This window comes from Klebsiella sp. GW_Kp181 (assembly GCF_040062315.1).
Taxonomy (GTDB): Bacteria; Pseudomonadota; Gammaproteobacteria; order Enterobacterales; family Enterobacteriaceae; genus Klebsiella; species Klebsiella oxytoca.
Window position 1 is genome coordinate 36,983 of sequence record NZ_JBEAFR010000075.1, and the last position, 19,505, is coordinate 56,487.

The 19,505-nt window shown below is 54.3% G+C and carries 23 protein-coding genes and 1 other RNA gene; 13 read left to right on the forward strand and 11 right to left on the reverse strand.

Features of this window, described 5'->3' with window-relative positions:
• Positions 1 to 13 precede the first annotated feature (13 nt).
• From ABLV11_RS19280 to uxaC, 3 genes are all read right to left on the reverse strand, one after another.
• Positions 14 to 568: a YgjV family protein gene (locus ABLV11_RS19280; RefSeq protein ID WP_004105965.1), complete on the reverse strand. Its 555-nt coding sequence runs from the start codon at positions 566 to 568 to the stop codon at positions 14 to 16.
• 245 nt (positions 569 to 813) lie between these two features.
• Complete coding sequence (locus ABLV11_RS19285; RefSeq protein ID WP_004115722.1) at positions 814 to 2,301, reverse strand: altronate dehydratase family protein; 1,488 nt, start codon at positions 2,299 to 2,301, stop codon at positions 814 to 816.
• A gap of 18 nt (positions 2,302 to 2,319) precedes the next feature.
• Positions 2,320 to 3,732, reverse strand: a complete 1,413-nt coding sequence (gene uxaC / locus ABLV11_RS19290; RefSeq protein WP_017145382.1) for a glucuronate isomerase — start codon at positions 3,730 to 3,732, stop codon at positions 2,320 to 2,322.
• 480 nt (positions 3,733 to 4,212) lie between these two features.
• On the opposite strand from uxaC, the gene ABLV11_RS19295 reads away from it, so the two are divergent.
• From ABLV11_RS19295 to ABLV11_RS19345, 11 genes are all read left to right on the forward strand, one after another.
• Entirely contained in the window at positions 4,213 to 5,514 is a 1,302-nt protein-coding gene (locus tag ABLV11_RS19295) for an MFS transporter (protein ID WP_004115725.1), read from the forward strand.
• Positions 5,515 to 5,641: 127 nt separating this feature from the next.
• Positions 5,642 to 6,418, forward strand: coding sequence for a transcriptional regulator ExuR (gene exuR / locus ABLV11_RS19300; RefSeq protein ID WP_004105974.1), 777 nt, complete (start codon positions 5,642 to 5,644; stop codon positions 6,416 to 6,418).
• 338 nt (positions 6,419 to 6,756) lie between these two features.
• Entirely contained in the window at positions 6,757 to 7,419 is a 663-nt protein-coding gene (yqjA, locus tag ABLV11_RS19305; RefSeq protein ID WP_004105976.1) for a DedA family general envelope maintenance protein YqjA, read from the forward strand.
• Positions 7,420 to 7,427: 8 nt separating this feature from the next.
• Positions 7,428 to 7,805: an EnvZ/OmpR regulon moderator MzrA gene (gene mzrA / locus ABLV11_RS19310; RefSeq protein WP_160886235.1), complete on the forward strand. Its 378-nt coding sequence runs from the start codon at positions 7,428 to 7,430 to the stop codon at positions 7,803 to 7,805.
• A 139-nt stretch (positions 7,806 to 7,944) separates the two neighbouring features.
• Positions 7,945 to 8,313 carry a DUF1090 domain-containing protein gene (locus ABLV11_RS19315; RefSeq protein ID WP_004105978.1) on the forward strand — a complete coding sequence of 123 codons (369 nt, stop codon included), beginning with the start codon at positions 7,945 to 7,947 and terminating at the stop codon, positions 8,311 to 8,313.
• 45 nt (positions 8,314 to 8,358) lie between these two features.
• Entirely contained in the window at positions 8,359 to 8,664 is a 306-nt protein-coding gene (locus ABLV11_RS19320; protein ID WP_004105979.1) for a YqjD family protein, read from the forward strand.
• A gap of 2 nt (positions 8,665 to 8,666) precedes the next feature.
• The gene (locus ABLV11_RS19325; RefSeq protein ID WP_004105980.1) at positions 8,667 to 9,065 is read left to right on the forward strand and encodes a phage holin family protein; all 399 of its coding nucleotides are present in this window, start codon (positions 8,667 to 8,669) and stop codon (positions 9,063 to 9,065) included.
• The gene (locus ABLV11_RS19330) at positions 9,062 to 9,361 is read left to right on the forward strand and encodes a YqjK-like family protein (RefSeq protein ID WP_004105981.1); all 300 of its coding nucleotides are present in this window, start codon (positions 9,062 to 9,064) and stop codon (positions 9,359 to 9,361) included. The genes ABLV11_RS19325 and ABLV11_RS19330 overlap by 4 nt, the downstream gene beginning before the upstream one ends.
• Before the next feature lie 330 nt (positions 9,362 to 9,691).
• Entirely contained in the window at positions 9,692 to 10,084 is a 393-nt protein-coding gene (locus ABLV11_RS19335; RefSeq protein ID WP_004105982.1) for a DoxX family protein, read from the forward strand.
• Positions 10,085 to 10,287: 203 nt separating this feature from the next.
• Positions 10,288 to 11,274, forward strand: a complete 987-nt coding sequence (locus ABLV11_RS19340; RefSeq protein ID WP_017145380.1) for a glutathione S-transferase family protein — start codon at positions 10,288 to 10,290, stop codon at positions 11,272 to 11,274.
• A gap of 126 nt (positions 11,275 to 11,400) precedes the next feature.
• Positions 11,401 to 11,769 (forward strand): DUF805 domain-containing protein, encoded by a 369-nt coding sequence (locus ABLV11_RS19345; RefSeq protein WP_004105984.1) that lies wholly within the window; start codon positions 11,401 to 11,403, stop codon positions 11,767 to 11,769.
• Between the two features lie 37 nt (positions 11,770 to 11,806).
• On the opposite strand, the gene ABLV11_RS19350 is transcribed toward ABLV11_RS19345, so the two are convergent.
• Positions 11,807 to 12,703 (reverse strand): LysR family transcriptional regulator, encoded by an 897-nt coding sequence (locus ABLV11_RS19350; protein WP_004105985.1) that lies wholly within the window; start codon positions 12,701 to 12,703, stop codon positions 11,807 to 11,809.
• Between the two features lie 104 nt (positions 12,704 to 12,807).
• On the opposite strand from ABLV11_RS19350, the gene ABLV11_RS19355 reads away from it, so the two are divergent.
• Both ABLV11_RS19355 and ABLV11_RS19360 read left to right on the forward strand, forming a co-directional pair.
• On the forward strand, positions 12,808 to 13,509 hold the full coding sequence (locus tag ABLV11_RS19355) for a pirin family protein (RefSeq protein WP_004115739.1): 702 nt from the start codon (positions 12,808 to 12,810) through the stop codon (positions 13,507 to 13,509).
• 24 nt (positions 13,510 to 13,533) lie between these two features.
• Positions 13,534 to 13,695: a hypothetical protein gene (locus ABLV11_RS19360; RefSeq protein WP_004105990.1), complete on the forward strand. Its 162-nt coding sequence runs from the start codon at positions 13,534 to 13,536 to the stop codon at positions 13,693 to 13,695.
• Between the two features lie 35 nt (positions 13,696 to 13,730).
• Here the strand turns inward: ABLV11_RS19360 and ABLV11_RS19365 are convergent, their stop codons facing one another.
• From ABLV11_RS19365 to garP, 7 genes are all read right to left on the reverse strand, one after another.
• Positions 13,731 to 14,141, reverse strand: coding sequence for a Spy/CpxP family protein refolding chaperone (locus ABLV11_RS19365; protein ID WP_023330073.1), 411 nt, complete (start codon positions 14,139 to 14,141; stop codon positions 13,731 to 13,733).
• A 139-nt stretch (positions 14,142 to 14,280) separates the two neighbouring features.
• On the reverse strand, positions 14,281 to 14,625 hold the full coding sequence (locus ABLV11_RS19370; protein ID WP_224250530.1) for a hypothetical protein: 345 nt from the start codon (positions 14,623 to 14,625) through the stop codon (positions 14,281 to 14,283).
• Positions 14,626 to 14,697: 72 nt separating this feature from the next.
• Positions 14,698 to 15,076: RNase P RNA component class A (rnpB, locus tag ABLV11_RS19375), an RNA gene on the reverse strand.
• Positions 15,077 to 15,108: 32 nt separating this feature from the next.
• On the reverse strand, positions 15,109 to 16,254 hold the full coding sequence (gene garK / locus ABLV11_RS19380; RefSeq protein ID WP_004105997.1) for a glycerate 2-kinase: 1,146 nt from the start codon (positions 16,252 to 16,254) through the stop codon (positions 15,109 to 15,111).
• Positions 16,255 to 16,319: 65 nt separating this feature from the next.
• Entirely contained in the window at positions 16,320 to 17,210 is an 891-nt protein-coding gene (garR, locus tag ABLV11_RS19385; RefSeq protein WP_004105999.1) for a 2-hydroxy-3-oxopropionate reductase, read from the reverse strand.
• 28 nt (positions 17,211 to 17,238) lie between these two features.
• Positions 17,239 to 18,009, reverse strand: a complete 771-nt coding sequence (gene garL / locus ABLV11_RS19390; RefSeq protein WP_004115747.1) for a 2-dehydro-3-deoxyglucarate aldolase — start codon at positions 18,007 to 18,009, stop codon at positions 17,239 to 17,241.
• 28 nt (positions 18,010 to 18,037) lie between these two features.
• Entirely contained in the window at positions 18,038 to 19,372 is a 1,335-nt protein-coding gene (garP, locus tag ABLV11_RS19395; RefSeq protein ID WP_004106004.1) for a galactarate/glucarate/glycerate transporter GarP, read from the reverse strand.
• Positions 19,373 to 19,505 lie beyond the last annotated feature (133 nt).

Below are 19,505 nucleotides of genomic sequence, written 5' to 3' on the forward strand. Positions count from 1 at the left end.
CTCCCCCCCTCCGCTAACGCGCGGAGGGGGTTTCCTTCTGTACCGCCTTTTCCACTTTAAACGGATCGATACCGCGCTTCTGCATCCGCCGGAAACGAATGATATTCAGGCCGTTCATCAGCAGGAAGCTGCCTTCAATCAGAGTGCCGCCGATCGAACCCAGCCAGAAGTTGTGGATCACCCAGCAGGCGGTTGCGCACCACATCACGCAGCGGACGGTGAGCCCGGAGCAGCGAAAGAGCGCCCAGGTACTGGCCAGGGTGCCAATAATCGGCAGCAGCTCCATAGCGTGCTGCAGCTTCGCCAGCCCCAGTACCAGCGTGAGCACAATAAACAGGGTCATCACCCACAGCCTGCGGGTGCGCATGGAGACGAGGGTACGAACGGTATTCAGCTCGGCGCTCATACCCGCCGGCCAGGCGCCCATCAAAAAGAAATGCACGCCAATGGTGGCGCTATAAACGGCTAGCTGGAGCTTAAAGCGGCGCTCATCGCGATTGAAAAATGTCGTAATACCGATCAGAAAGGCGATAACGCCAACGCTCTGGGCAAGCCAGTATGCGGTCATGGGAAATCCTTATATACCCGTCATACTTCAAGTTGCATGTGCGTTAGCCGCGTTACTCGGTCTGCGGTCTCGCCCCTTCGGGGCCAGCGCTGTTCAAAGCACAAGTGCTTTGTCATGCAACTCGAATTATTTAGGGTATAAGACAAAACGGCGCATCATACTCAGAAACGCCGCTTTTGAAACGCCTCCCTTTATTACTCAATAAGGTTTCACGCCGCAGCTGTGGCGTGAAAGATAACGAGTACTTAAAGGGTGACGCCGCTTTTGAATATCGCCAGTTCGCGGAAATCATTACGCTCGTTGCAGGTTTGCTTACCGTTGGCAAAGGCCACAATGGTATCGACAAACTCTTCCAGCAGCTGCGGCATCGCTTTACCGTGAATCAGCTGACCGGCATCGAAGTCGATCCAGTGTTTTTTCTTCGCCGCCAGTTCGCTGTTGGTGGCAATTTTCACCGTCGGAACGAAACCGCCGTATGGCGTGCCGCGTCCGGTGCTGAAGAGCACCATATGGCAGCCCGCGCCGGCCAGGGCGCTGGTCGCTACCGCATCGTTGCCCGGCGCGCTCAGCAGGTTAAGACCGTGCACTTTCAGCCGCTCGCCGTAGCGCAGGACGTCAACCACCTGGCTGGAGCCCGCTTTCTGCGTACAGCCCAGCGACTTATCCTCAAGCGTAGTGATGCCGCCCGCTTTGTTGCCCGGCGATGGGTTCTCATAAATCGGCTGGTCATGAGCGATAAAGTACTGTTTGAAATCATTAACCATCGTCACCAGCTTGCCAAACGTCTCTTCATCGCGACAGTGGCTCATCAGCAGCTGTTCGGCGCCGAACATTTCCGGTACTTCGGTCAGCACGGTAGTTCCGCCGTTAGCAATCAGGTAGTCCGAGAAACGGCCCAGCATCGGGTTAGCGGTGATGCCGGACAGACCGTCTGAACCGCCGCACTCGAGACCAAACTTCAGTTCACTCAGCTTACCCGGCTCGCGCTTATCGTGGCGCATCACGTTATATAGCTGACGCAGATGCTCCAGCCCGGCTTCCACTTCATCATCCTGATGCTGGCAGATCATAAAGTGGACGCGGTCAGGGTCGAACTCGCCCAGCGTTTCGCGAAATGCATCAACCTGATTGTTTTCGCAGCCCAGGCCGACCACCAGCACCGCCCCCGCGTTCGGATGGCGCACCATGTTTTGCAGCATGGTACGGGTGTTGATGTGATCGTCACCGAGCTGTGAGCAGCCGTAGGTGTGACTGAAGAGATGTACGCCGTCAATATCTTCCGCGTCATTCGTCTCTTTCAGGAATCGATTCTGCATTTGACGCGCCATGGCGTTGACGCAGCCGACGGTCGGCAGGATCCACAACTCGTTGCGCACGCCGACTTCGCCGTTGGCGCGACGATAAATCTGGATATCGCGATCCGCCGGCTGCGCGGCGGGTTCGATAAGATCCGGTTGATAGCTGTACGCGTCGAGATCGCTTAAGTTAGTACGCGTATTATGGGAGTGGATATGTTCCCCCGGCGCGATATCCGCCAGCGCATGCCCTATCGGCAGACCGTACTTAATGACGTTGTCTCCCTTCGCAATGCCGCGCAGCGTAAACTTATGCCCGCGCGCAATATCCTGAGCCAACGTGACCGTATCGCCGTCAATGGTGACTACCGTGCCTGCCGCCATATCCGCCAACGCTACCGCGACGTTATCTTGCGAATGGATTTTAATGTATTGCATATCAACCGACCTCTGGTCTTAGTTCAGTTCAATGGCGAAGTAGTCACGCGCATTGTTAAAGCAAATATTTTTCACCATCTCGCCCAGCAGCTGAATGTCCGCCGGGGCTTCTCCCGCTTCAACCCAGCGACCAATCATCTGGCACAGGATGCGACGGAAATATTCATGACGGGTGTAGGAGAGGAAGCTGCGGCTATCGGTCAGCATCCCGACAAAGCGGCTCAGCAGGCCAAGCTGCGCCAGCTGGGTCATCTGACGTTCCATACCGTCTTTCTGATCGTTAAACCACCAGCCGGAACCGAACTGCATCTTGCCCGGCATACCTTCCCCCTGGAAGTTGCCGATCATGGTGCCCAACACTTCGTTGTCGCGCGGGTTCAGGCAGTAGAGGATAGTTTTCGGCAGCAGGTTTTCTTCGTTCTGTTTGCTGAGCAGTTTGGACAGCTCTTCCGCCATCGGACGGTCGTTGATGGAGTCAAAACCCACATCCGGCCCTAACAGTTTGAACTGGCGCAGGTTGTTGTTGCGCAGCGCGCCGATGTGATACTGCTGTACCCAGCCGCGACGGGCGTATTCCGCGCCGAGGAAAACCAGAACCGCCGTCTTGAACTGCGCAACCTCATGCTCGCTAAGGGCCTCGCCCGCCAGACGACGCGCCAGGATGCTATCCAGCTCGCTTTCGTTGGCTTCGGCAAACAGCACCACGTCCAGCGCATGGTCAGAAACTTTACAACCGTGAGCGGCGAAGTGATCCAGACGTTTAGTCAGCGCGGACTGGAGATCGGCAAAGCGGCGGATATCGGTGTCAGACACTTCGCTCAGCTTCGCCATGTAGTCGTTGAAGGTCGCCTGTTCGATATTGAAGGCTTTGTCCGGACGCCAGCTTGGCAGCACTTTCACGGTGAAGGAGCTGTCTTTAGCGACGGAAGCGTGATGCTCGAGAGAATCGACCGGATCGTCGGTGGTGCCGACCATTTTCACATTCATCTGCTGCATGATGCCGCGAGCGGAGAAGCTCTCCTGCGCCAGCAGATCGTTGCACTGATTCCAGATTTCGTCCGCCGTAGCCGGAGAGAGGACTTTACCTGTAATACCAAAAGGACGACGCAGCTCAAGATGCGTCCAGTGGTATAACGGGTTACCGATAGTATGCGGTACGGTGGCCGCCCAGGCGTCAAATTTCTCGCGATCGGAAGCATCACCGGTGCACAGACGCTCGGCTACGCCGTTGGTACGCATCGCACGCCATTTATAGTGATCGCCTTTTAGCCAGATGTCATACAGATTTTTAAAGCGGTAATTTTCCGCAATCTGCTGCGGCGGCAGGTGGCAATGGTAGTCGAAAATCGGCTGGTCTTTCGCGTAATCGTGGTACAGACGGCGGGCAAACTCGGTATCAAGCAGGAAATCTTCGGTCATAAACGGTGTCATTTTCGTGTCCTCTTCGCCCCCGGGGGAGCCCATCAGATGATTGACTATAATGCTGACAAAGTTATCACACCAATTTCTACAGACCGAAGTATTTTTCGTGAGTTAGATCAATAAACGATGACAAAAAAAGTACCATGAAAGGAGTAAACGGCCCGCCAGAGCGCGCCAGCTCTGGCCTTTCTCGCATGAACGAATGCCCACACAAACTTTCCCACTTTTGTGACGTTACTCAACTTTTGAAGTTGTATGACAAGTTATCTTGCTGCCGTCGAAACATATAAACCGACGGAATGCATTACCGACGAAATATCACGTCGGATTTACCGGTATGGACACCGAATTAGACACAACAGTTAATGGCAAGGTTCGGGCCATACGAGGTTTCCTCTCCTGAACCCTCCGTTTCACCTTCTTCGCCACCGTTACAGGCAAGAAGATAGCCGCACCCGCTGCGGATATATAACAAACGATGAGGTTTACATGCGTAAAATTAAAGGGTTACGTTGGTACATGATCGCACTGGTGACCTTAGGCACCGTGCTGGGGTACCTGACGCGTAACACTGTGGCGGCAGCTGCGCCGACTCTGATGGAAGAGTTACACATCTCCACCCAACAGTATTCCTATATCATCGCGGCCTATTCCGCTGCCTATACCGTCATGCAGCCTGTCGCCGGCTACGTACTGGATATTTTAGGTACCAAAATCGGCTATGCCTTCTTTGCTATCGCCTGGGCCGTGTTCTGCGGCTCTACCGCGCTGGCGGGAAGCTGGGGCGGTCTGGCGCTGGCGCGCGGCGCGGTGGGTGCCGCCGAAGCGGCAATGATCCCGGCGGGTCTGAAAGCCAGTTCCGAATGGTTCCCGGCGAAAGAGCGTTCTATCGCCGTCGGCTACTTCAACGTCGGCTCCTCTATCGGCGCTATGATTGCTCCGCCGCTGGTGGTTTGGGCTATCGTTATGCACAGTTGGCAGATGGCCTTTATCATCTCCGGCGTACTGAGCTTTGCCTGGGCAATGGCGTGGCTGGTGTTCTATAAACACCCGCGCGATCAGAAAAAATTAACTGACGAAGAACGCGACTACATCATCGGTGGCCAGGAGTCTCATCACCAGACTAACAACGGCAAGAAAATGTCTCCGTGGCAGATTCTGCGTAACCGTCAGTTCTGGGGTATCGCCCTGCCGCGTTTCCTTGCCGAACCGGCATGGGGGACCTTTAACGCCTGGATCCCTCTGTTCATGTTTAAAGTCTACGGCTTTAACCTGAAAGAAATCGCCATGTTCGCCTGGATGCCGATGCTGTTTGCCGACCTCGGCTGTATTATCGGTGGATACCTGCCGCCGCTGTTCCAGCGTTGGTTTGGCGTGAACCTGATTGTTTCCCGTAAAATGGTCGTGACGATGGGCGCGCTGCTGATGATTGGCCCAGGGATGATCGGTCTGTTCACCAGCCCGTTCGTCGCTATTGCCCTGCTGTGCGTCGGCGGTTTTGCTCACCAGGCGCTGTCCGGTGCGCTGATCACGCTCTCTTCCGACGTATTTGGTCGTAACGAAGTGGCAACCGCGAACGGTATGACCGGCATGGCCGCATGGCTGGCCAGCACCATGTTTGCCCTGGTGGTTGGCGCGCTGGCGGATACTATCGGCTTTAGCCCGCTGTTCGCCGTACTGGCCATCTTCGATGTGCTGGGCGCGGTGGTCATCTGGACCGTACTAAAAAATAAATCTGCGGATGACGACAGCACTCCGCTGGAAACCAGTAAGCCTGCCACGCAAAGCTAGTTAAACGCGGGCTCCCCCCTCCCGAAGCCGCCTTGATGAAGGCGGCTTTTTCATTTCTTCTTGTGGTGAGAAGCGCGTAAAAGTGGTATAACAAATCCAATATTGTCGCCATCTCCCGGGAGCGAATATGGAAATCACTGAATCGCGTCGTTTGTATCAGCAGCTTGCCGCTGAGCTTAAGACGCGTATTGAACAAGGTGTCTACCTTGTAGGCGATAAGCTACCCGCAGAGCGGTTTATCGCTGACGAAAAAAGCGTAAGTCGTACCGTCGTTCGCGAAGCCATCATTATGCTGGAAGTGGAAGGCTACGTTGAAGTCCGCAAAGGTTCCGGTATCCACGTTATCTCCAATCATCCGAAACATCAGCAAATTGCCGATGAATCGCTGGAATTCGCCAATTATGGTCCTTTTGAGCTGTTGCAGGCCCGCCAGCTGATCGAAAGCAACATTGCCGAATTCGCCGCCACTCAGGTGACCAAGCAGGACATCATGAAGTTGATGGAAATCCAGGAAAAAGCGCGTAAAGAGAAGTGTTTTCGCGATTCCGAATGGGATCTTCAGTTTCATGTGCAGGTGGCGCTGGCAACGCAAAACACCGCCCTCGCCGCTATCGTGGAAAAGATGTGGACCCAGCGCGTACATAACCCGTACTGGAAAAAGCTGCATGACCATATCGACTCGCGTACCGTCGATAACTGGTGCGACGATCACGATCAAATTCTGAAAGCGCTGATTCGCAAAGATCCCCATGCGGCTAAGCTGGCCATGTGGCAGCATCTGGAAAATACCAAGCTGATGTTATTCAATGAAACCAGCGATGACTTTGAATTCAATGCCGATCGCTACCTGTTTGCCGATAATCCGGTAGTTCATCTCGATACGGCCGCCAACGGCGCAAAATAGCCCTTTATCTCCCTGCCGGGCAGCAACTCCTGCGCTGCCCGAAAAGCCCTCAGGGTAAGCAAAGCATATATAGTGTCAGCCTGTGTAAATACACTCGCCACCCTCCGCCGCAATCAGCAAAATCAGAATGCAACAAACTGCAATTTCTCTGACGTAAAGTCAGCGGGTTTGTTACAATTAGATGCATTTTGTCGTTCTGAGAGTAAGCTTTTGCTTACTTCACTTTTAAACAGGGAACCGTTCAGAGCGCAGTAGCGACCATAATCCAATAAGAAGCTATGTCGCCATGCATATGCCGCGTTCAGACGTGCCGTTAACCGATGTACCAGGAATCGTGAATGGAACTATTAACCCAATTATTGAATGCCTTGTGGGCTCAGGATTACGAAACTCTCGCTAATCCCTCCATGATTGGCATGCTGTACTTTGTCTTATTTATGATTTTATTCCTTGAGAACGGTCTGCTGCCCGCCGCCTTCTTACCAGGCGATAGCCTGCTTGTTCTGGTGGGCGTACTGATTGCCAAAGGCGCGATGGGTTTTCCACAAACGCTGCTGCTACTTACCGCGGCGGCAAGCCTGGGCTGCTGGCTAAGTTATATTCAGGGCCGCTGGCTGGGCAATACGCGTATCGTACAAAACTGGCTGTCGCATCTCCCTTCGCACTACCACCAGCGCGCGCATCATCTGTTCCATAAGCACGGGCTTTCCGCCCTGCTGATTGGCCGTTTTATCGCTTTCGTGCGCACGCTGCTGCCGACCATTGCCGGCCTGTCGGGCCTGAGCAGCGCGCGTTTCCAGTTTTTTAACTGGATGAGCGGGCTGCTGTGGGTGCTGATTCTGACTTCGCTGGGATATCTGTTGGGGAAAACGCCGGTATTCCTGAAATATGAAGATCAGCTGATGTCCTGCCTGATGCTGCTGCCCGTCGCGCTGCTGGTATTCGGCCTGATTGGCTCGCTGATCGTCCTGTGGAAGAAAAAATACAGGAGCCGGGGCTGACAATGGCGATAAAGCGCGCCTCTCTACGTCAGATAAGCTGGATGCTGGGCGGTTCGTTACTCCTGTGCGGCCTGTTCTGGCTCTGGCTCACCGTGCAGCAGCAGGAATCAACCCTGGCTATTCGTCCCGTTAGCCAGGGTATTAGCATGCCGGACGGTTTTTCCGTCTGGCACCATCTCGATGCCAACGGCATCCGTTTTAAGAGCATTACGCCACAGAATGACGGTCTGCTCATCAAGTTTGACTCCAGCGCTCAGGGAGCCGCCGCCAAAGAAGTTTTGGGTCGCGCTCTGCCGCATGGTTATATTATCGCTTTAGTGGAAGATGATGATTCGCCGACGGCCTGGATTTCCCGCCTGCGCGATACGCCACACAGATTCGGGTAATCAACGAAAATTCCGAATATTTTCACCCGGTTTGGTGATTTCCCGGTTTACTTACTATCATTAAGTTTGCGGAAGTCACCAGACTCACGTTTATCAACTGGATCGGGGTTATTCCCCCGCACAATGGAAGGTAGTATCCATGAAACACCGCATCGCTTTGCTCCTGGTTCTGTCATCACTTAGCGCCAGCGCCTTTGCCATCTCCCCTTGCCAGGAAAAAGAGCAGGATATCCAGCGGGAGATCAGCTACGCAGAAAAGCATAATAATCAGCATCGTATTGACGGTCTGAAAAAGGCGCTGAGCGAAGTGAAAGCTCACTGCAGCGACAGCCAGCTCAAAGCCGATCACCAGAAAAAAATCGCCAAACAGCAGGAAGAAATTGCCGAACGCCGCAACGACCTGCGCGAAGCCGAACAGAAAGGCGATGCTGATAAAATCAGCAAGCGCCAGCGTAAACTTGAAGAAGCGCAGCAAGAACTGAAAGAGCTGCAATCTCGCGAGTACTAATCGCTTAAGCAAGACCAATATGGACCACTTTAACAGGAGATAAACATGGCTAAAGATAACGTTGCAGAAGACCTGCGTGCGGAACTGAAGACGCTGGCTGATACCCTGGAAGAAGTGCTGAACTCCTCCACGGATAAGTCGAAAGAAGAGATCGGTAAGCTACGTAGTAAAGCCGAAAGCGCGCTGAAGGAAAGCCGTGTACGCCTGGGTGAAACCAGCGACGCTCTCATGAAGCAAACGCGAGAAACCGCTGCGCGTGCAGATGAATACGTCCGTGAAAACCCGTGGACCGGCGTGGGAATTGGTGCTGCCGTCGGGCTGGTGCTGGGTGTCCTGCTGACGCGTCGTTAATTATGGCGAATTCTAAAAGCACGCAAGGCCCCGGACAAAGCGTTTTCGGCATCGGTCAGCGCATCGTCACTTTGCTGGTTGAGATGGTGGAAACGCGCCTGCGCCTGGTCGTCGTGGAGCTGGAAGAGGAGAAAGCCAACCTCATCCAGCTATTCTTGATGCTCGGATTGACGCTGCTGTTCGCCGCGTTTGGTTTGATGAGCATGCTGGTTCTGATCATCTGGGCGGTCGATGCGCAATATCGATTAAACGTGATGATCGGCACCACGGCGGTTCTGCTGCTGGCAGCGCTCATTGGCGGTATCTGGACCTTACGCAAAGCCCGACGTTCAACGTTCCTGCGCTTCACGCGTCAGGAGCTGGCAAACGACCGCGCATTGCTGGAGGACGATAAGCCATGAGCCGCGAACAGCAGGAACGCGAACGACAAAAAGCGCTTTTGCTGCGCCTGATCCAACAGCAGCGGCTGGACCTTAGCGCCAGCCACCGCCATTGGCTTGAGGCAACTGCGCCCATTGATCGGGGCTGGAATACCCTGCTGAATCTGCGTTCATGGGCAATGGTCGGCAGCGGCCTCGTGGCAATATGGTCAGTTCGTCATCCGCGCTTTTTGATGCGCTGGGCAAAACGCAGCCTCGGTATCTGGAGCACCTGGCGGATGGCCCGCAATCTGCTGCGCCAGTCGTCATCACGCTGAGGCTAGTGTTCATAGCGGAATGATATAAGCCGGGTCAGGCGCCAGCCGCCTCCCGGCATCATGAGCAGATCTGCTTCCCCTTTAATTTCATGACAGCCGCATCGCTTCTCATTTCTTCTTTTCTCATCTTCAGCGCCGCTATAGCGGTTCTTCTATTCATTTGGTTTATCAATAATCACTCAGAATCTTTGAAGAAGATCTACAGTTTTCCTTGCTAACAATTCCGTCACGGCCCCGCTAATATTCACTCCATCGACAGCAACCCCGCGTAACACGCTGGATTACTTTGAAAAACAAAATCGCCGCCCTTTGGGTTTTCTGGAGTAGGAAATGAAAAAATTAGAAGATGTTGGTGTACTGGTAGCGCGCATTCTGATGCCCATTCTGTTCATTACCGCAGGTTGGGGAAAAATTACCGGGTATGCGGGTACACAACAATATATGGAAGCCATGGGCGTCCCTGGGTTTATGCTGCCGCTGGTGATCCTGCTTGAATTCGGCGGCGGTCTGGCAATCCTGTTCGGTTTCCTGACCCGCACTACCGCGCTGTTCACCGCCGGCTTCACCGTGCTGACCGCGTTCCTGTTCCACAGCAACTTTGCTGAAGGCGTGAACTCGCTGATGTTCATGAAAAACCTGACCATCGCGGGCGGCTTCCTGCTGCTGGCTATCACCGGTCCAGGCGCCTTTAGTATCGACCGCGTACTGAATAAAAAGTGGTAAGAGCACTATACTGAATAAATATAAAGCGAGGAGACATCTCCTCGCTTTTATTATCTATACCCTAAATAATTCGAGTTGCAGAACAAAACGGTTAACCGTTTTGAACAGCGCTTGCGCTGGCCCCGAAGGGGCGAGACCGCAGGCCGAGTAACGCGGCTAACGCACAAGCAACTTGAAGTATGACGGGTATAAAGGAGGAAATAATGGGACAATTAGTTGACGGCGTCTGGCACGACACCTGGTATGACACCAAATCCACCGGAGGGCGATTTAAGCGTTCTGTTTCCGCCTTTCGCAACTGGTTAACCGCCGACGGCGCGCCGGGCCCAAGCGGCGAAGCCGGATTCGCTGCGGAGAAAGATCGCTATCATCTGTACGTTTCTCTTGCCTGCCCATGGGCGCATCGCACCTTAATTCTGCGTAGCCTGAAAGGACTGGAGCCGTTTATCTCCGTCTCCGTGGTTAATCCCTTGATGTTCGAGAACGGCTGGACTTTCGACGATAGCTTCCCGGCAGCCACCGGCGATACGCTCTACCAGCACGAATATCTTTATCAGCTTTATCTGCATGCCGATCCCCACTACAGCGGGCGCGTTACGGTGCCGGTGCTGTGGGACAAAAAGCAGCACACCATCGTCAGCAATGAGTCGGCGGAAATCATCCGCATGTTTAATACCGCCTTCGATGGGCTGGGCGGCCGCGCAGGAGATTACTACCCGCCTGAGCTGCGCGATCAGATTGATGAGCTGAACGGCTGGATCTACGACAACGTGAATAACGGCGTCTATAAAGCCGGGTTCGCTACCAGCCAGCAGGCCTATGATGAAGCGGTTGATGCAGTGTTTACCGCTCTGGAGCGTCTGGAGCAAATCCTTGGCCAGCATCGTTTCCTGACGGGTAACCAACTGACGGAAGCTGATATTCGCCTGTGGACCACCCTGGTTCGTTTCGATCCGGTGTACGTGACCCACTTTAAATGCGACAAACGCCGCATCAGCGATTACCTCAACCTGTATGGCTTCCTGCGCGATATCTACCAGATGCCGGGCATTGCGGAAACGGTGGACTTCGCCCATATCCGCAACCATTACTACCGTAGCCATAAAACCATCAACCCGACCGGGATTATCTCCGTTGGTCCGCAGCAGGATCTTAACGAACCTCACGGCCGCGATCTTCGTTTCCGCTAAGCAATTGGGCGCGATTTGCTGCGCCCAATAATTCACAAAACAAATATTTACCATCATTTCATTCACGTCTATTCTTATTTCGATCGCTTTAAAAACAAGTGATTGACGGTTAACAGAGGCGTAGAAATGGACTGGTATCTTAAAGTATTAAAAAACTACATTGGATTTGGCGGCCGCGCCCGGCGCAAAGAGTACTGGATGTTTATTCTGGTCAACATCATCCTCACCGGCGTACTCAGCATCATTGATAAGATGCTGGGATGGCAGCGCGCCGGAGGAGAAGGGATTCTGACCACTATCTATGGCGTGCTGATATTCTTACCGTGGTGGGCCGTGCAGTTCCGTCGATTGCACGATACCGACCGCTCGGCATGGTGGCTGTTATTGCTGCTGATTCCCGTTATCGGCTGGCTGGTGATCCTGGTCTTCAATTGCCAGAACGGCACCCCAGGAAATAATCGCTTCGGGCCGGATCCTAAACCGACTTCTTACTAACGATGCGCCCCTCGACAAAAAAGGGGCGCATTTTGTTTTATCTTCCCATAAACAGCTTCGGGATTTCCCGCAGACACCATGACTTCGCCTCACCCATGCTGTCGCGACGCCAGGCCATGATAATGTCGATCTCGTTGCTGTATTCCGGACTGACCACCCGCAGACGCCCTTCGGCAATATCCTGCTCTACAAGCGGATACGGCATCGTCGCAACGCCCAATCCTGCCAGCAGCGCCTGACGCTTATCTTCGATGGTGCTCACGGTTAAGCGCGGCTGTTTATCGAGCAGCTGCACGGTCAACACCGGGCGCTCGCGGGCGGTATCCGCGACCGCCACGCCGCGGTACTTAACGCGCGTAACTTCAGAAAGCGGCTCCGGCTCCTGGTGAATAGGGTGATCCGGCGCGGCAACATAGACGCTCATCACCGAATAGAGCTTGCGGGAGTTGATTTCCGAAGAGGAGCGAAAATGCATATCCGGCGCAACGACAATATCCGCCCGCCCCTGCTCAAGGCGTTCCCATGCCCCGGCCAGTACTTCGGTAATAATCGACAGTTGAGTATTCGATTTGGTCGCCAGCTTTTCAATTAAAGGAAAAAGGTCGGTGGTGGGCACCAGCGCCTCGGTGACGATAGTGAGGTGCGTTTCCCAACCGCGCGATAGCGCTTCGGCATCCGTCGTCAGCTTATCGGCCGCCTCCAGCAGTACGCGCCCGCGCTCCAGCAACATTCGGCCCACGTTAGTGAATTTTGTTCGATGACCTGAACGGTCAAACAGCACGACGTCCAGCTCCTCTTCCAGCTTTTGCATGGTATAGCTCAGCGCTGAAGGCACCCGACCCAGCTCATCGGCCGCCGCCGCAAAGCTTCCGCGTCGGTCAATTGCATCCATAACGCGCAATGCTTCCAGCGTTAATGCTCTCTCTTTAGCCATCGCAGTCTCATTCAGGAAATTTGAATATACCGGGCAGAATATCTGGCTAACAATACAGCGTCCATACCTTTACCATTGATTTAGTGTAAAGAGAGGTCAAGAAGATGATTACAACCCGAACAGCCAAACAGTGCGGTCAAGCAGACTTCGGCTGGCTGCAGGCCCGCTACACCTTTTCCTTTGGCCACTACTTCGACCCCAAATTGCTGGGCTACGCATCGTTGCGCGTGCTCAATCAGGAAGTTCTGGCGCCCGGCGCGTCGTTTCAGCCGCGGACCTACCCGAAAGTCGACATTCTGAACCTGATTCTGGAAGGTGAAGCGGAATACCGCGACAGCGATGGCAACCATATTCAGGCAAAAGCCGGCGAAGCGCTGCTGATATCAACTCAGCCTGGCGTAAGCTACAGCGAGCATAACCTGAGTAAAGATCGCTCGCTGACGCGAATGCAGCTGTGGCTGGATGCCTGTCCACAGCACGAAAACCCGCTGGTGCAAAAAATCGCTATCGCCGCCGGATCGCAGCAGCTGCTGGCTTCGCCGGACGGCAGCCAGCATAGCCTCCAGCTGCGCCAGCAGGTATGGATCCACCATATCGACCTGGCGAAAGGCGAGCAGCTTAACGTGCAGCTTCACGGCCCCCGCGCCTACCTGCAGTCGATTCACGGTACGGTGCATGCGCGGGTGCAGGAAGAAGAGAAGCAGGCTCTGACCTGCGGCGATGGCGCTTTTATTCGTGACGAAGCTAACATTACCCTCGTTGCTGATACGCCGCTGCGCGCTTTGCTGATAGATTTACCAGTGTAACAACGGCAGTAAGGGAGTATGTCAGTGGGCAAGAAGAAAACAAAAAAAGTGGCGCTATCGGCGCAACAGCCGCAATCGGAAACCGTCACTACGATGAGTTTTGGCTATGAAGAGATGTTAAGCGAGCTGGAGGCGATCGTCGCGGAAGCGGAGATACGGCTCCAGGAAGAAGAGAGCGTCGCCTGATGCAAATATCGGCCCCGGGCGCGGGGCCGATGGATTTACTCACTCAGCTCCTGAGCTAAGTCTTTTTGTACCTGCTTACGCTGTTCTGGCGTCAGCACCTGGTTCACATCAAAATAGTACTTCACGCGATAATAGCGAGCCTGCTGCTCTACCTGGCTAAATGCCGCCAGCTGCTCTTTGACCGCCTTTTCGTTCCATTTTCCAGAATCAATAACCTCAAACAACACGCCGTCTTTAATATCTTTCTGGGAAATCTGCTGAACGTTTTTTTCCAGCTGCTGATGCAGGCTTTTAATTTTCGTTATCTGATCGTTAGTCAGTTTTAAGTGCTGGACAATCGGGTCCTGCGCCGGAGCGGGTGCAGCCTTAACATCCGCAGCCTGAGCCGCCATGGAGAACCCAGTGGCGAGAGCGGCTGTTAATGCAATGCGGGTCATTAATTTCATTGTTGTATCCTGATTAATTATCGTCGATGTGGCGGTCTATTATTTTTCAGAAGCTAATGACGAAATGTAAGAAATAGTACGTATAAATGTAGTTAAATCAGTGATATATAATAAATACGAATGCTATAATTCAATTCATTTATTTAAAATATATAAAACCAGGCGAGGAGAATGCATGGCCGTATGAGTCATGATGCGGTTGATGGCAGCCCGGTTTCCCACATACTGCCCGCTTTCTTTGTTCAAACCCGAAGCCAGAAGCAAAAACCCCCGCCATTTCTGACGAGGGTTTTCTTTGAATGAGGAAGCTGACCGTTAAGCCGTTTTCTTTCGGGTATAGCGTCGTGGACAGGCATTCATCTGCCTTTGCTTCAACCCGAAGCCAGAAGCAAAAACCCCCGCCATTGCTGACGAGGGTTTTCTTTGAATGAGGAAGCTGGCCGTTAAGCCGCTTTCTTTCGGGTATAGCGTCGTGGACAGTCATTCATCTGCCCGTGTTTCAACCCGAAGCCAGAAGCAAAAACCCCCGCCATTGCTGGCAGGGGTTTTGCTGAAAAGTTGAAGCTGACCGTTAAGCCGGGTTCTGTCGTGGACAGTCATTCATCTAGGCCAGCAATCGCTCACTGGCTCAAGCAGCCTACCCGGGTTCAGTACGGGCCGTACCTTGTGAACCCCTATTTGGCCTTGCTCCGGGTGGAGTTTACCGTGCCGCGAACTGTTACCAGACGCGCGGTGCGCTCTTACCGCACCCTTTCACCCTTACCTGATCCCACTTGCGTGGGCCATCGGCGGTTTGCTCTCTGTTGCACTGGTCGTGGGCTTGCGCCCCCCAGGCGTTACCTGGCACCCTGCCCTATGGAGCCCGGACTTTCCTCCCCTCCGCCCGTCTCCCCCGAAGAGGACGACGACGAAGCGGCGACTGTCTGGTCAGCTTCGGCGCGAAGTATAGAGGGTTTACCGACGGTTGTCATCCTTCCGTCGCCATCCCAACCTGCAATGTCGCCGCAATATTACGCGACGCATGATAAATATTGTCCGCCGCGCCGCGAAACGCCTCTTCGAGCGTCGTTACGCTGGTCAGCACGCTAAACACCGCATCAATCCCATACTGGTGAACCACACCGACGTCCCGGGTCAGACTGCCGGCGATGCCAATCACCGGCTTATGATACTTTTTCGCCACGCTTGCCACGCCAACCGGCACTTTACCGTTAATACTCTGGCTATCCAGCCGACCTTCGCCGGTCACCACCAGCGAACAATCAAGGATATGCTCTTCCAGGTTCAGCGCCTGGGTCACGATTTCAATCCCGCTGCGTAATTCAGCCTTCAGAAACGCCATCAGCGCTGCCCCCATACCGCCCGCCGCGCCCGCACCGGCAACCTGCTTCACATCGACATGCAGATCGGCCTTAATAATATCGGCGTAGTGCGCCAGATTGCTGTCCAGCTCGCGGATCATCGCTTCGGTAGCCCCTTTCTGCGGGCCAAAAATTCTTGACGCGCCGCTATCGCCGATCAGCGGATTGGTGACATCGCAGGCGACCCGAATAGCGCAATCATGCAGTCGGGCATCAAGACCGGAGATATCTATCGAATTGAGGCTACACAGACTACCGCCGCCGTTGCCAATCTCCGCGCCGTTGGCATCGCAAAGCCGCGCGCCCAGCGCCTGCACCATTCCTGCGCCGCCATCGTTGGTGGCGCTGCCGCCAATGCCAATGATGATATTTTTCGCCCCGTGATCCAGCGCCTGCAGAATCAGCTCGCCGGTACCGCGCGATGTCGTCAATAGCGGGTTACGCTGTACGGGCGGCACGAGCCCCAGCCCGCTGGCCGCAGCCATTTCGATAAACGCGGTTTTGCCGTCACCGGAAAGCCCCCAGCAGGCATCAACCGGGAGACCCAGCGGCCCCGTCACGCAGGCGCTCATCTCGGTTCCCTGCGTCGCGGCAATCATCGCCTCAACGGTACCTTCTCCGCCATCAGCGAGAGGAACCTTCACGTAGAGCGCATCGGGGAAAATTTCCCGAAAACCTTTTTCTATAGCCTGAGCAACCTCGGTGGCCGAGAGGCTTTCTTTATAAGAGTCTGGGGCGATTACGATTTTCATAGTTATGTAGCCTGACAGTGCCGCGCAAGGCAAGAATTACAGGGCGCGCATCCGCGCCCTTCTTGTTAGCGAGTGACTTCCACTTTCGCCAGTTTTTCGTAGTAGCATGCAAGTGCGCTATGGTCGGCGGTACCCAGACCATCAGCGCGCAGCGCCTGCATCATCTCCATTACTGCGGCGGTCAGCGGCAGCTGAGCGCCCACGCCGTGAGAAGTATCCAGCGCATTTGCCAGATCTTTAATATGCAGATCGATACGGAAGCCCGGCTTAAAGTTACGATCCATCACCATAGGCGCTTTGGCATCCAGCACGGTGCTCCCGGCCAGCCCGCCGCGGATGGCCTGATAAACCAGATCCGGGTTCACGCCCGCTTTAGTCGCCAGCGTCAGCGCTTCGGACATCGCCGCAATGTTCAGCGCCACAATCACCTGGTTGGCCAGCTTGGTGACGTTGCCCGCGCCGATCTCGCCGGTGTGTACCACGGATCCCGCCATCGCTTTCAGCAGATCGTAATATTTATCGAAAATCGCTTTATCACCGCCCACCATCACCGACAGCGTACCGTCGATAGCCTTCGGTTCGCCGCCGCTGACCGGGGCATCCAGCATATCGACGCCCTTCGCTTTCAGCGCTTCGCTGATTTCGCGGCTCGCCAGCGGCGCGATGGAGCTCATATCAATCAAAACGGTGCCCGGCTTCGCGCCTTCAATGATCCCGCCTTCGCCCAGCGCGACCTCTTTCACGTGCGGGGAGTTCGGCAGCATGGTGATGATCACATCGCACTGCTCGGCAATCGCTTTCGCTGATGCGGCGGTTTCTGCGCCTGCGGCAATCACTTCGGCAATCGCTTCCGGATTACGATCAGCAACCACCAACGAGTAACCCGCCTTGAGGAGGTTTTTACTCATTGGTTTACCCATGATACCGAGGCCAATAAAACCAACTTTCATTGTCATGTCTTTATCTCTCTAGTTTCGGTGGTGGTTATTTCTTAAAGGAGTCAGCCAGCTTCTGCGTGGCAGAACGGAAAACGCCCAGGTCGCTGCCGACGGCGACAAAGGTCGCGCCCCATTCCAGATAGCGGCGCGCGTCGGCTTCAACCGGCGCCAGAATACCGCTCGGCTTACCGTGCTTCTTCGCGCTGGCAAAAATGTGCTGGATTGCTTTTTGAACTTCCGGATGGGAAGCATTGCCCAGATGACCCAGCGCAGCAGCCAAATCGCTTGGGCCGACAAATATACCGTCCACGCCAGGCGTGGCGGCTATCGCATCAACGTTATCCACGCCCTGCTGGCTCTCGATTTGCACGAGAATGGTGATATTTTTGTTCGACTGCGCGAAGTAATCCGGCACGGTGCCAAACATATTAGCGCGGTGCGAGACGGATACGCCGCGAATGCCTTCAGGCGGATAGCGGGTTGAGGCAACGGCGTTAATCGCCTGCTCTTCCGTTTCTACAAACGGGATCAGAAAGTTATAAAAACCGATATCCAGCAGGCGTTTAATGATCACCGGTTCGTTGGTCGGTACGCGAACGACCGGCGCGCTGTTGCTGCCTTTCAGCGCCATCAGCTGCGGGATAAAGGTAGAGATATCGTTCGGCGCATGTTCGCCGTCCAGTACCAGCCAGTCGAAACCGGCCAGGCCTAAAACTTCGGTGCTAATTGGGCTCGCCAGCGCGGACCAGCAGCCAATCTGAACCTGATGCGCCGCCAGGGCCGCCTTAAATTTATTCGGGAAGATATCGTTATTCATCACTTATACCTTGTCACTTAACCGTTAATTATTTCTGCAGTTCCATACGTTTGATGTCGCCGACCACAAACAGATAGCAAACCATCGCCATCAGGGCGGAACATCCAACAAAGACCAGCGCTGCGTTGAATGAGTGCAGTTCGCTCACCAGGTAACCGATAACCAGCGGGGTTACGATGGAAGCAACGTTACCAAATACGTTAAATACGCCGCCGCACAGGCCAACAATCTCTTTCGGCGCAGTATCGGAAATCACCGGCCAGCCCAGCGCGCCAAACCCTTTACCGAAGAATGCCAGCGCCATCAGGGTGACCACCAGCGCGGTATTATTGGTGTAGTTACACAGAATGATGGTGGAAGCGAGCAGCATTCCGAGGACGATCGGCAGCTTACGCGCCACGGTGATGGAAAAACCGCGTTTAATCAGATAGTCAGAGAACACGCCGCCCAGCACGCCGCCGGCAAAACCGCACAGCGCCGGAATCGATGCGACCAGACCCACTTTCAGAATCGACATACCCTTTTCCTGCACCAGATAAATCGGAAACCAGGTGAGGAAGAACCAGGTAATGGTATTGATAAAATATTGACCGAAGAATACGCCCAGCATCATGCGGTTGGTCAACAGCTGCTTGATATAGTGAAGCTTCGGACCGCTGGCCGCCGCGCTGCCGGGCTTTTTATGGTCCATATCAACGACTGCGCCATTCTCGGAGATAAACTTCAGCTCCTCTTGCGTCATGCGCGGATGGTCAGTGGGATTATGGATCAGTTTTATCCACAGGCCGGTCAGCACAAAGCCAATCACGCCCATGACGGTGAAGACATGCTCCCAACCCCAGGCAAAGGTCAGCCAGCCCAGCAGCGGCGAGAACAGCGCCAGGGAGAAATACTGCGCGGAGTTAAAGATCGCCGATGCGGTGCCGCGCTCTTTCGTCGGAAACCACGCCGCGACGATACGGGCGTTTGCCGGGAAAGATGGCGCTTCAGAGAAGCCCAGCATAAAGCGCATAAAAAACATTGAGATGCCCGCCCACGCCAGCGGAAACATATCCACAAAGCCTTGCAGGAAGGTGAACAGCGACCAGAAGAACAGGCTGTAAGAGTAGACCTTTTTCGATCCAAATTTATCGAGCAGCCAGCCGCCGGGGATTTGCATTAGCAGGTAGGCCCAGCCAAAAGCGGAGAAAATATAGCCCATTGAGACCGCACTCAGCTGCAGCTCTTTCGCCACCTCGGTACCGGCGATCGAAAGCGTCGCGCGGTCGGCATAGTTAACGGCAGTGACAATAAAAATAATTAACAGAATTAAATAGCGGGTTGGCACACTTTTTTTCTGTTCTATTGTTGCATCCAGACTCATCTCATATTCCTCAGGTACAACACACCTTCCATTATTTATTTTGGTGTGATTCTTAATTATTCAGAAATCAATATCAGGAGGTATCGATTTACTCATCCGGCGCATTGCAAGCATGACTCAGTATAATCAGCTT

Excerpts from the sequence above, each read along its gene's own strand:
- ABLV11_RS19280 (WP_004105965.1), bottom strand. The coding sequence starts at position 568 with ATGACCGCATACTGGCTTGCCCAGAGCGTTGGCGTTATCGCCTTTCTG.
- uxaC (WP_017145382.1), bottom strand. The coding sequence starts at position 3,732 with ATGACACCGTTTATGACCGAAGATTTCCTGCTTGATACCGAGTTTGCC.
- garK (WP_004105997.1), bottom strand. The coding sequence starts at position 16,254 with ATGAAAATCGTAATCGCCCCAGACTCTTATAAAGAAAGCCTCTCGGCC.
- ABLV11_RS19355 (WP_004115739.1), top strand. The coding sequence starts at position 12,808 with ATGATTACAACCCGAACAGCCAAACAGTGCGGTCAAGCAGACTTCGGC.
- ABLV11_RS19325 (WP_004105980.1), top strand. The coding sequence starts at position 8,667 with ATGGCGAATTCTAAAAGCACGCAAGGCCCCGGACAAAGCGTTTTCGGC.
- ABLV11_RS19340 (WP_017145380.1), top strand. The coding sequence starts at position 10,288 with ATGGGACAATTAGTTGACGGCGTCTGGCACGACACCTGGTATGACACC.
- ABLV11_RS19320 (WP_004105979.1), top strand. The coding sequence starts at position 8,359 with ATGGCTAAAGATAACGTTGCAGAAGACCTGCGTGCGGAACTGAAGACG.
- ABLV11_RS19285 (WP_004115722.1), bottom strand. The coding sequence starts at position 2,301 with ATGCAATACATTAAAATCCATTCGCAAGATAACGTCGCGGTAGCGTTG.
- garL (WP_004115747.1), bottom strand. The coding sequence starts at position 18,009 with ATGAATAACGATATCTTCCCGAATAAATTTAAGGCGGCCCTGGCGGCG.
- ABLV11_RS19330 (WP_004105981.1), top strand. The coding sequence starts at position 9,062 with ATGAGCCGCGAACAGCAGGAACGCGAACGACAAAAAGCGCTTTTGCTG.
- yqjA (WP_004105976.1), top strand. The coding sequence starts at position 6,757 with ATGGAACTATTAACCCAATTATTGAATGCCTTGTGGGCTCAGGATTAC.
- garP (WP_004106004.1), bottom strand. The coding sequence starts at position 19,372 with ATGAGTCTGGATGCAACAATAGAACAGAAAAAAAGTGTGCCAACCCGC.
- exuR (WP_004105974.1), top strand. The coding sequence starts at position 5,642 with ATGGAAATCACTGAATCGCGTCGTTTGTATCAGCAGCTTGCCGCTGAG.
- ABLV11_RS19370 (WP_224250530.1), bottom strand. The coding sequence starts at position 14,625 with ATGACTGTCCACGACGCTATACCCGAAAGAAAGCGGCTTAACGGCCAG.
- garR (WP_004105999.1), bottom strand. The coding sequence starts at position 17,210 with ATGACAATGAAAGTTGGTTTTATTGGCCTCGGTATCATGGGTAAACCA.
- ABLV11_RS19345 (WP_004105984.1), top strand. The coding sequence starts at position 11,401 with ATGGACTGGTATCTTAAAGTATTAAAAAACTACATTGGATTTGGCGGC.
- ABLV11_RS19335 (WP_004105982.1), top strand. The coding sequence starts at position 9,692 with ATGAAAAAATTAGAAGATGTTGGTGTACTGGTAGCGCGCATTCTGATG.
- ABLV11_RS19350 (WP_004105985.1), bottom strand. The coding sequence starts at position 12,703 with ATGGCTAAAGAGAGAGCATTAACGCTGGAAGCATTGCGCGTTATGGAT.
- ABLV11_RS19315 (WP_004105978.1), top strand. The coding sequence starts at position 7,945 with ATGAAACACCGCATCGCTTTGCTCCTGGTTCTGTCATCACTTAGCGCC.
- ABLV11_RS19295 (WP_004115725.1), top strand. The coding sequence starts at position 4,213 with ATGCGTAAAATTAAAGGGTTACGTTGGTACATGATCGCACTGGTGACC.
- ABLV11_RS19365 (WP_023330073.1), bottom strand. The coding sequence starts at position 14,141 with ATGAAATTAATGACCCGCATTGCATTAACAGCCGCTCTCGCCACTGGG.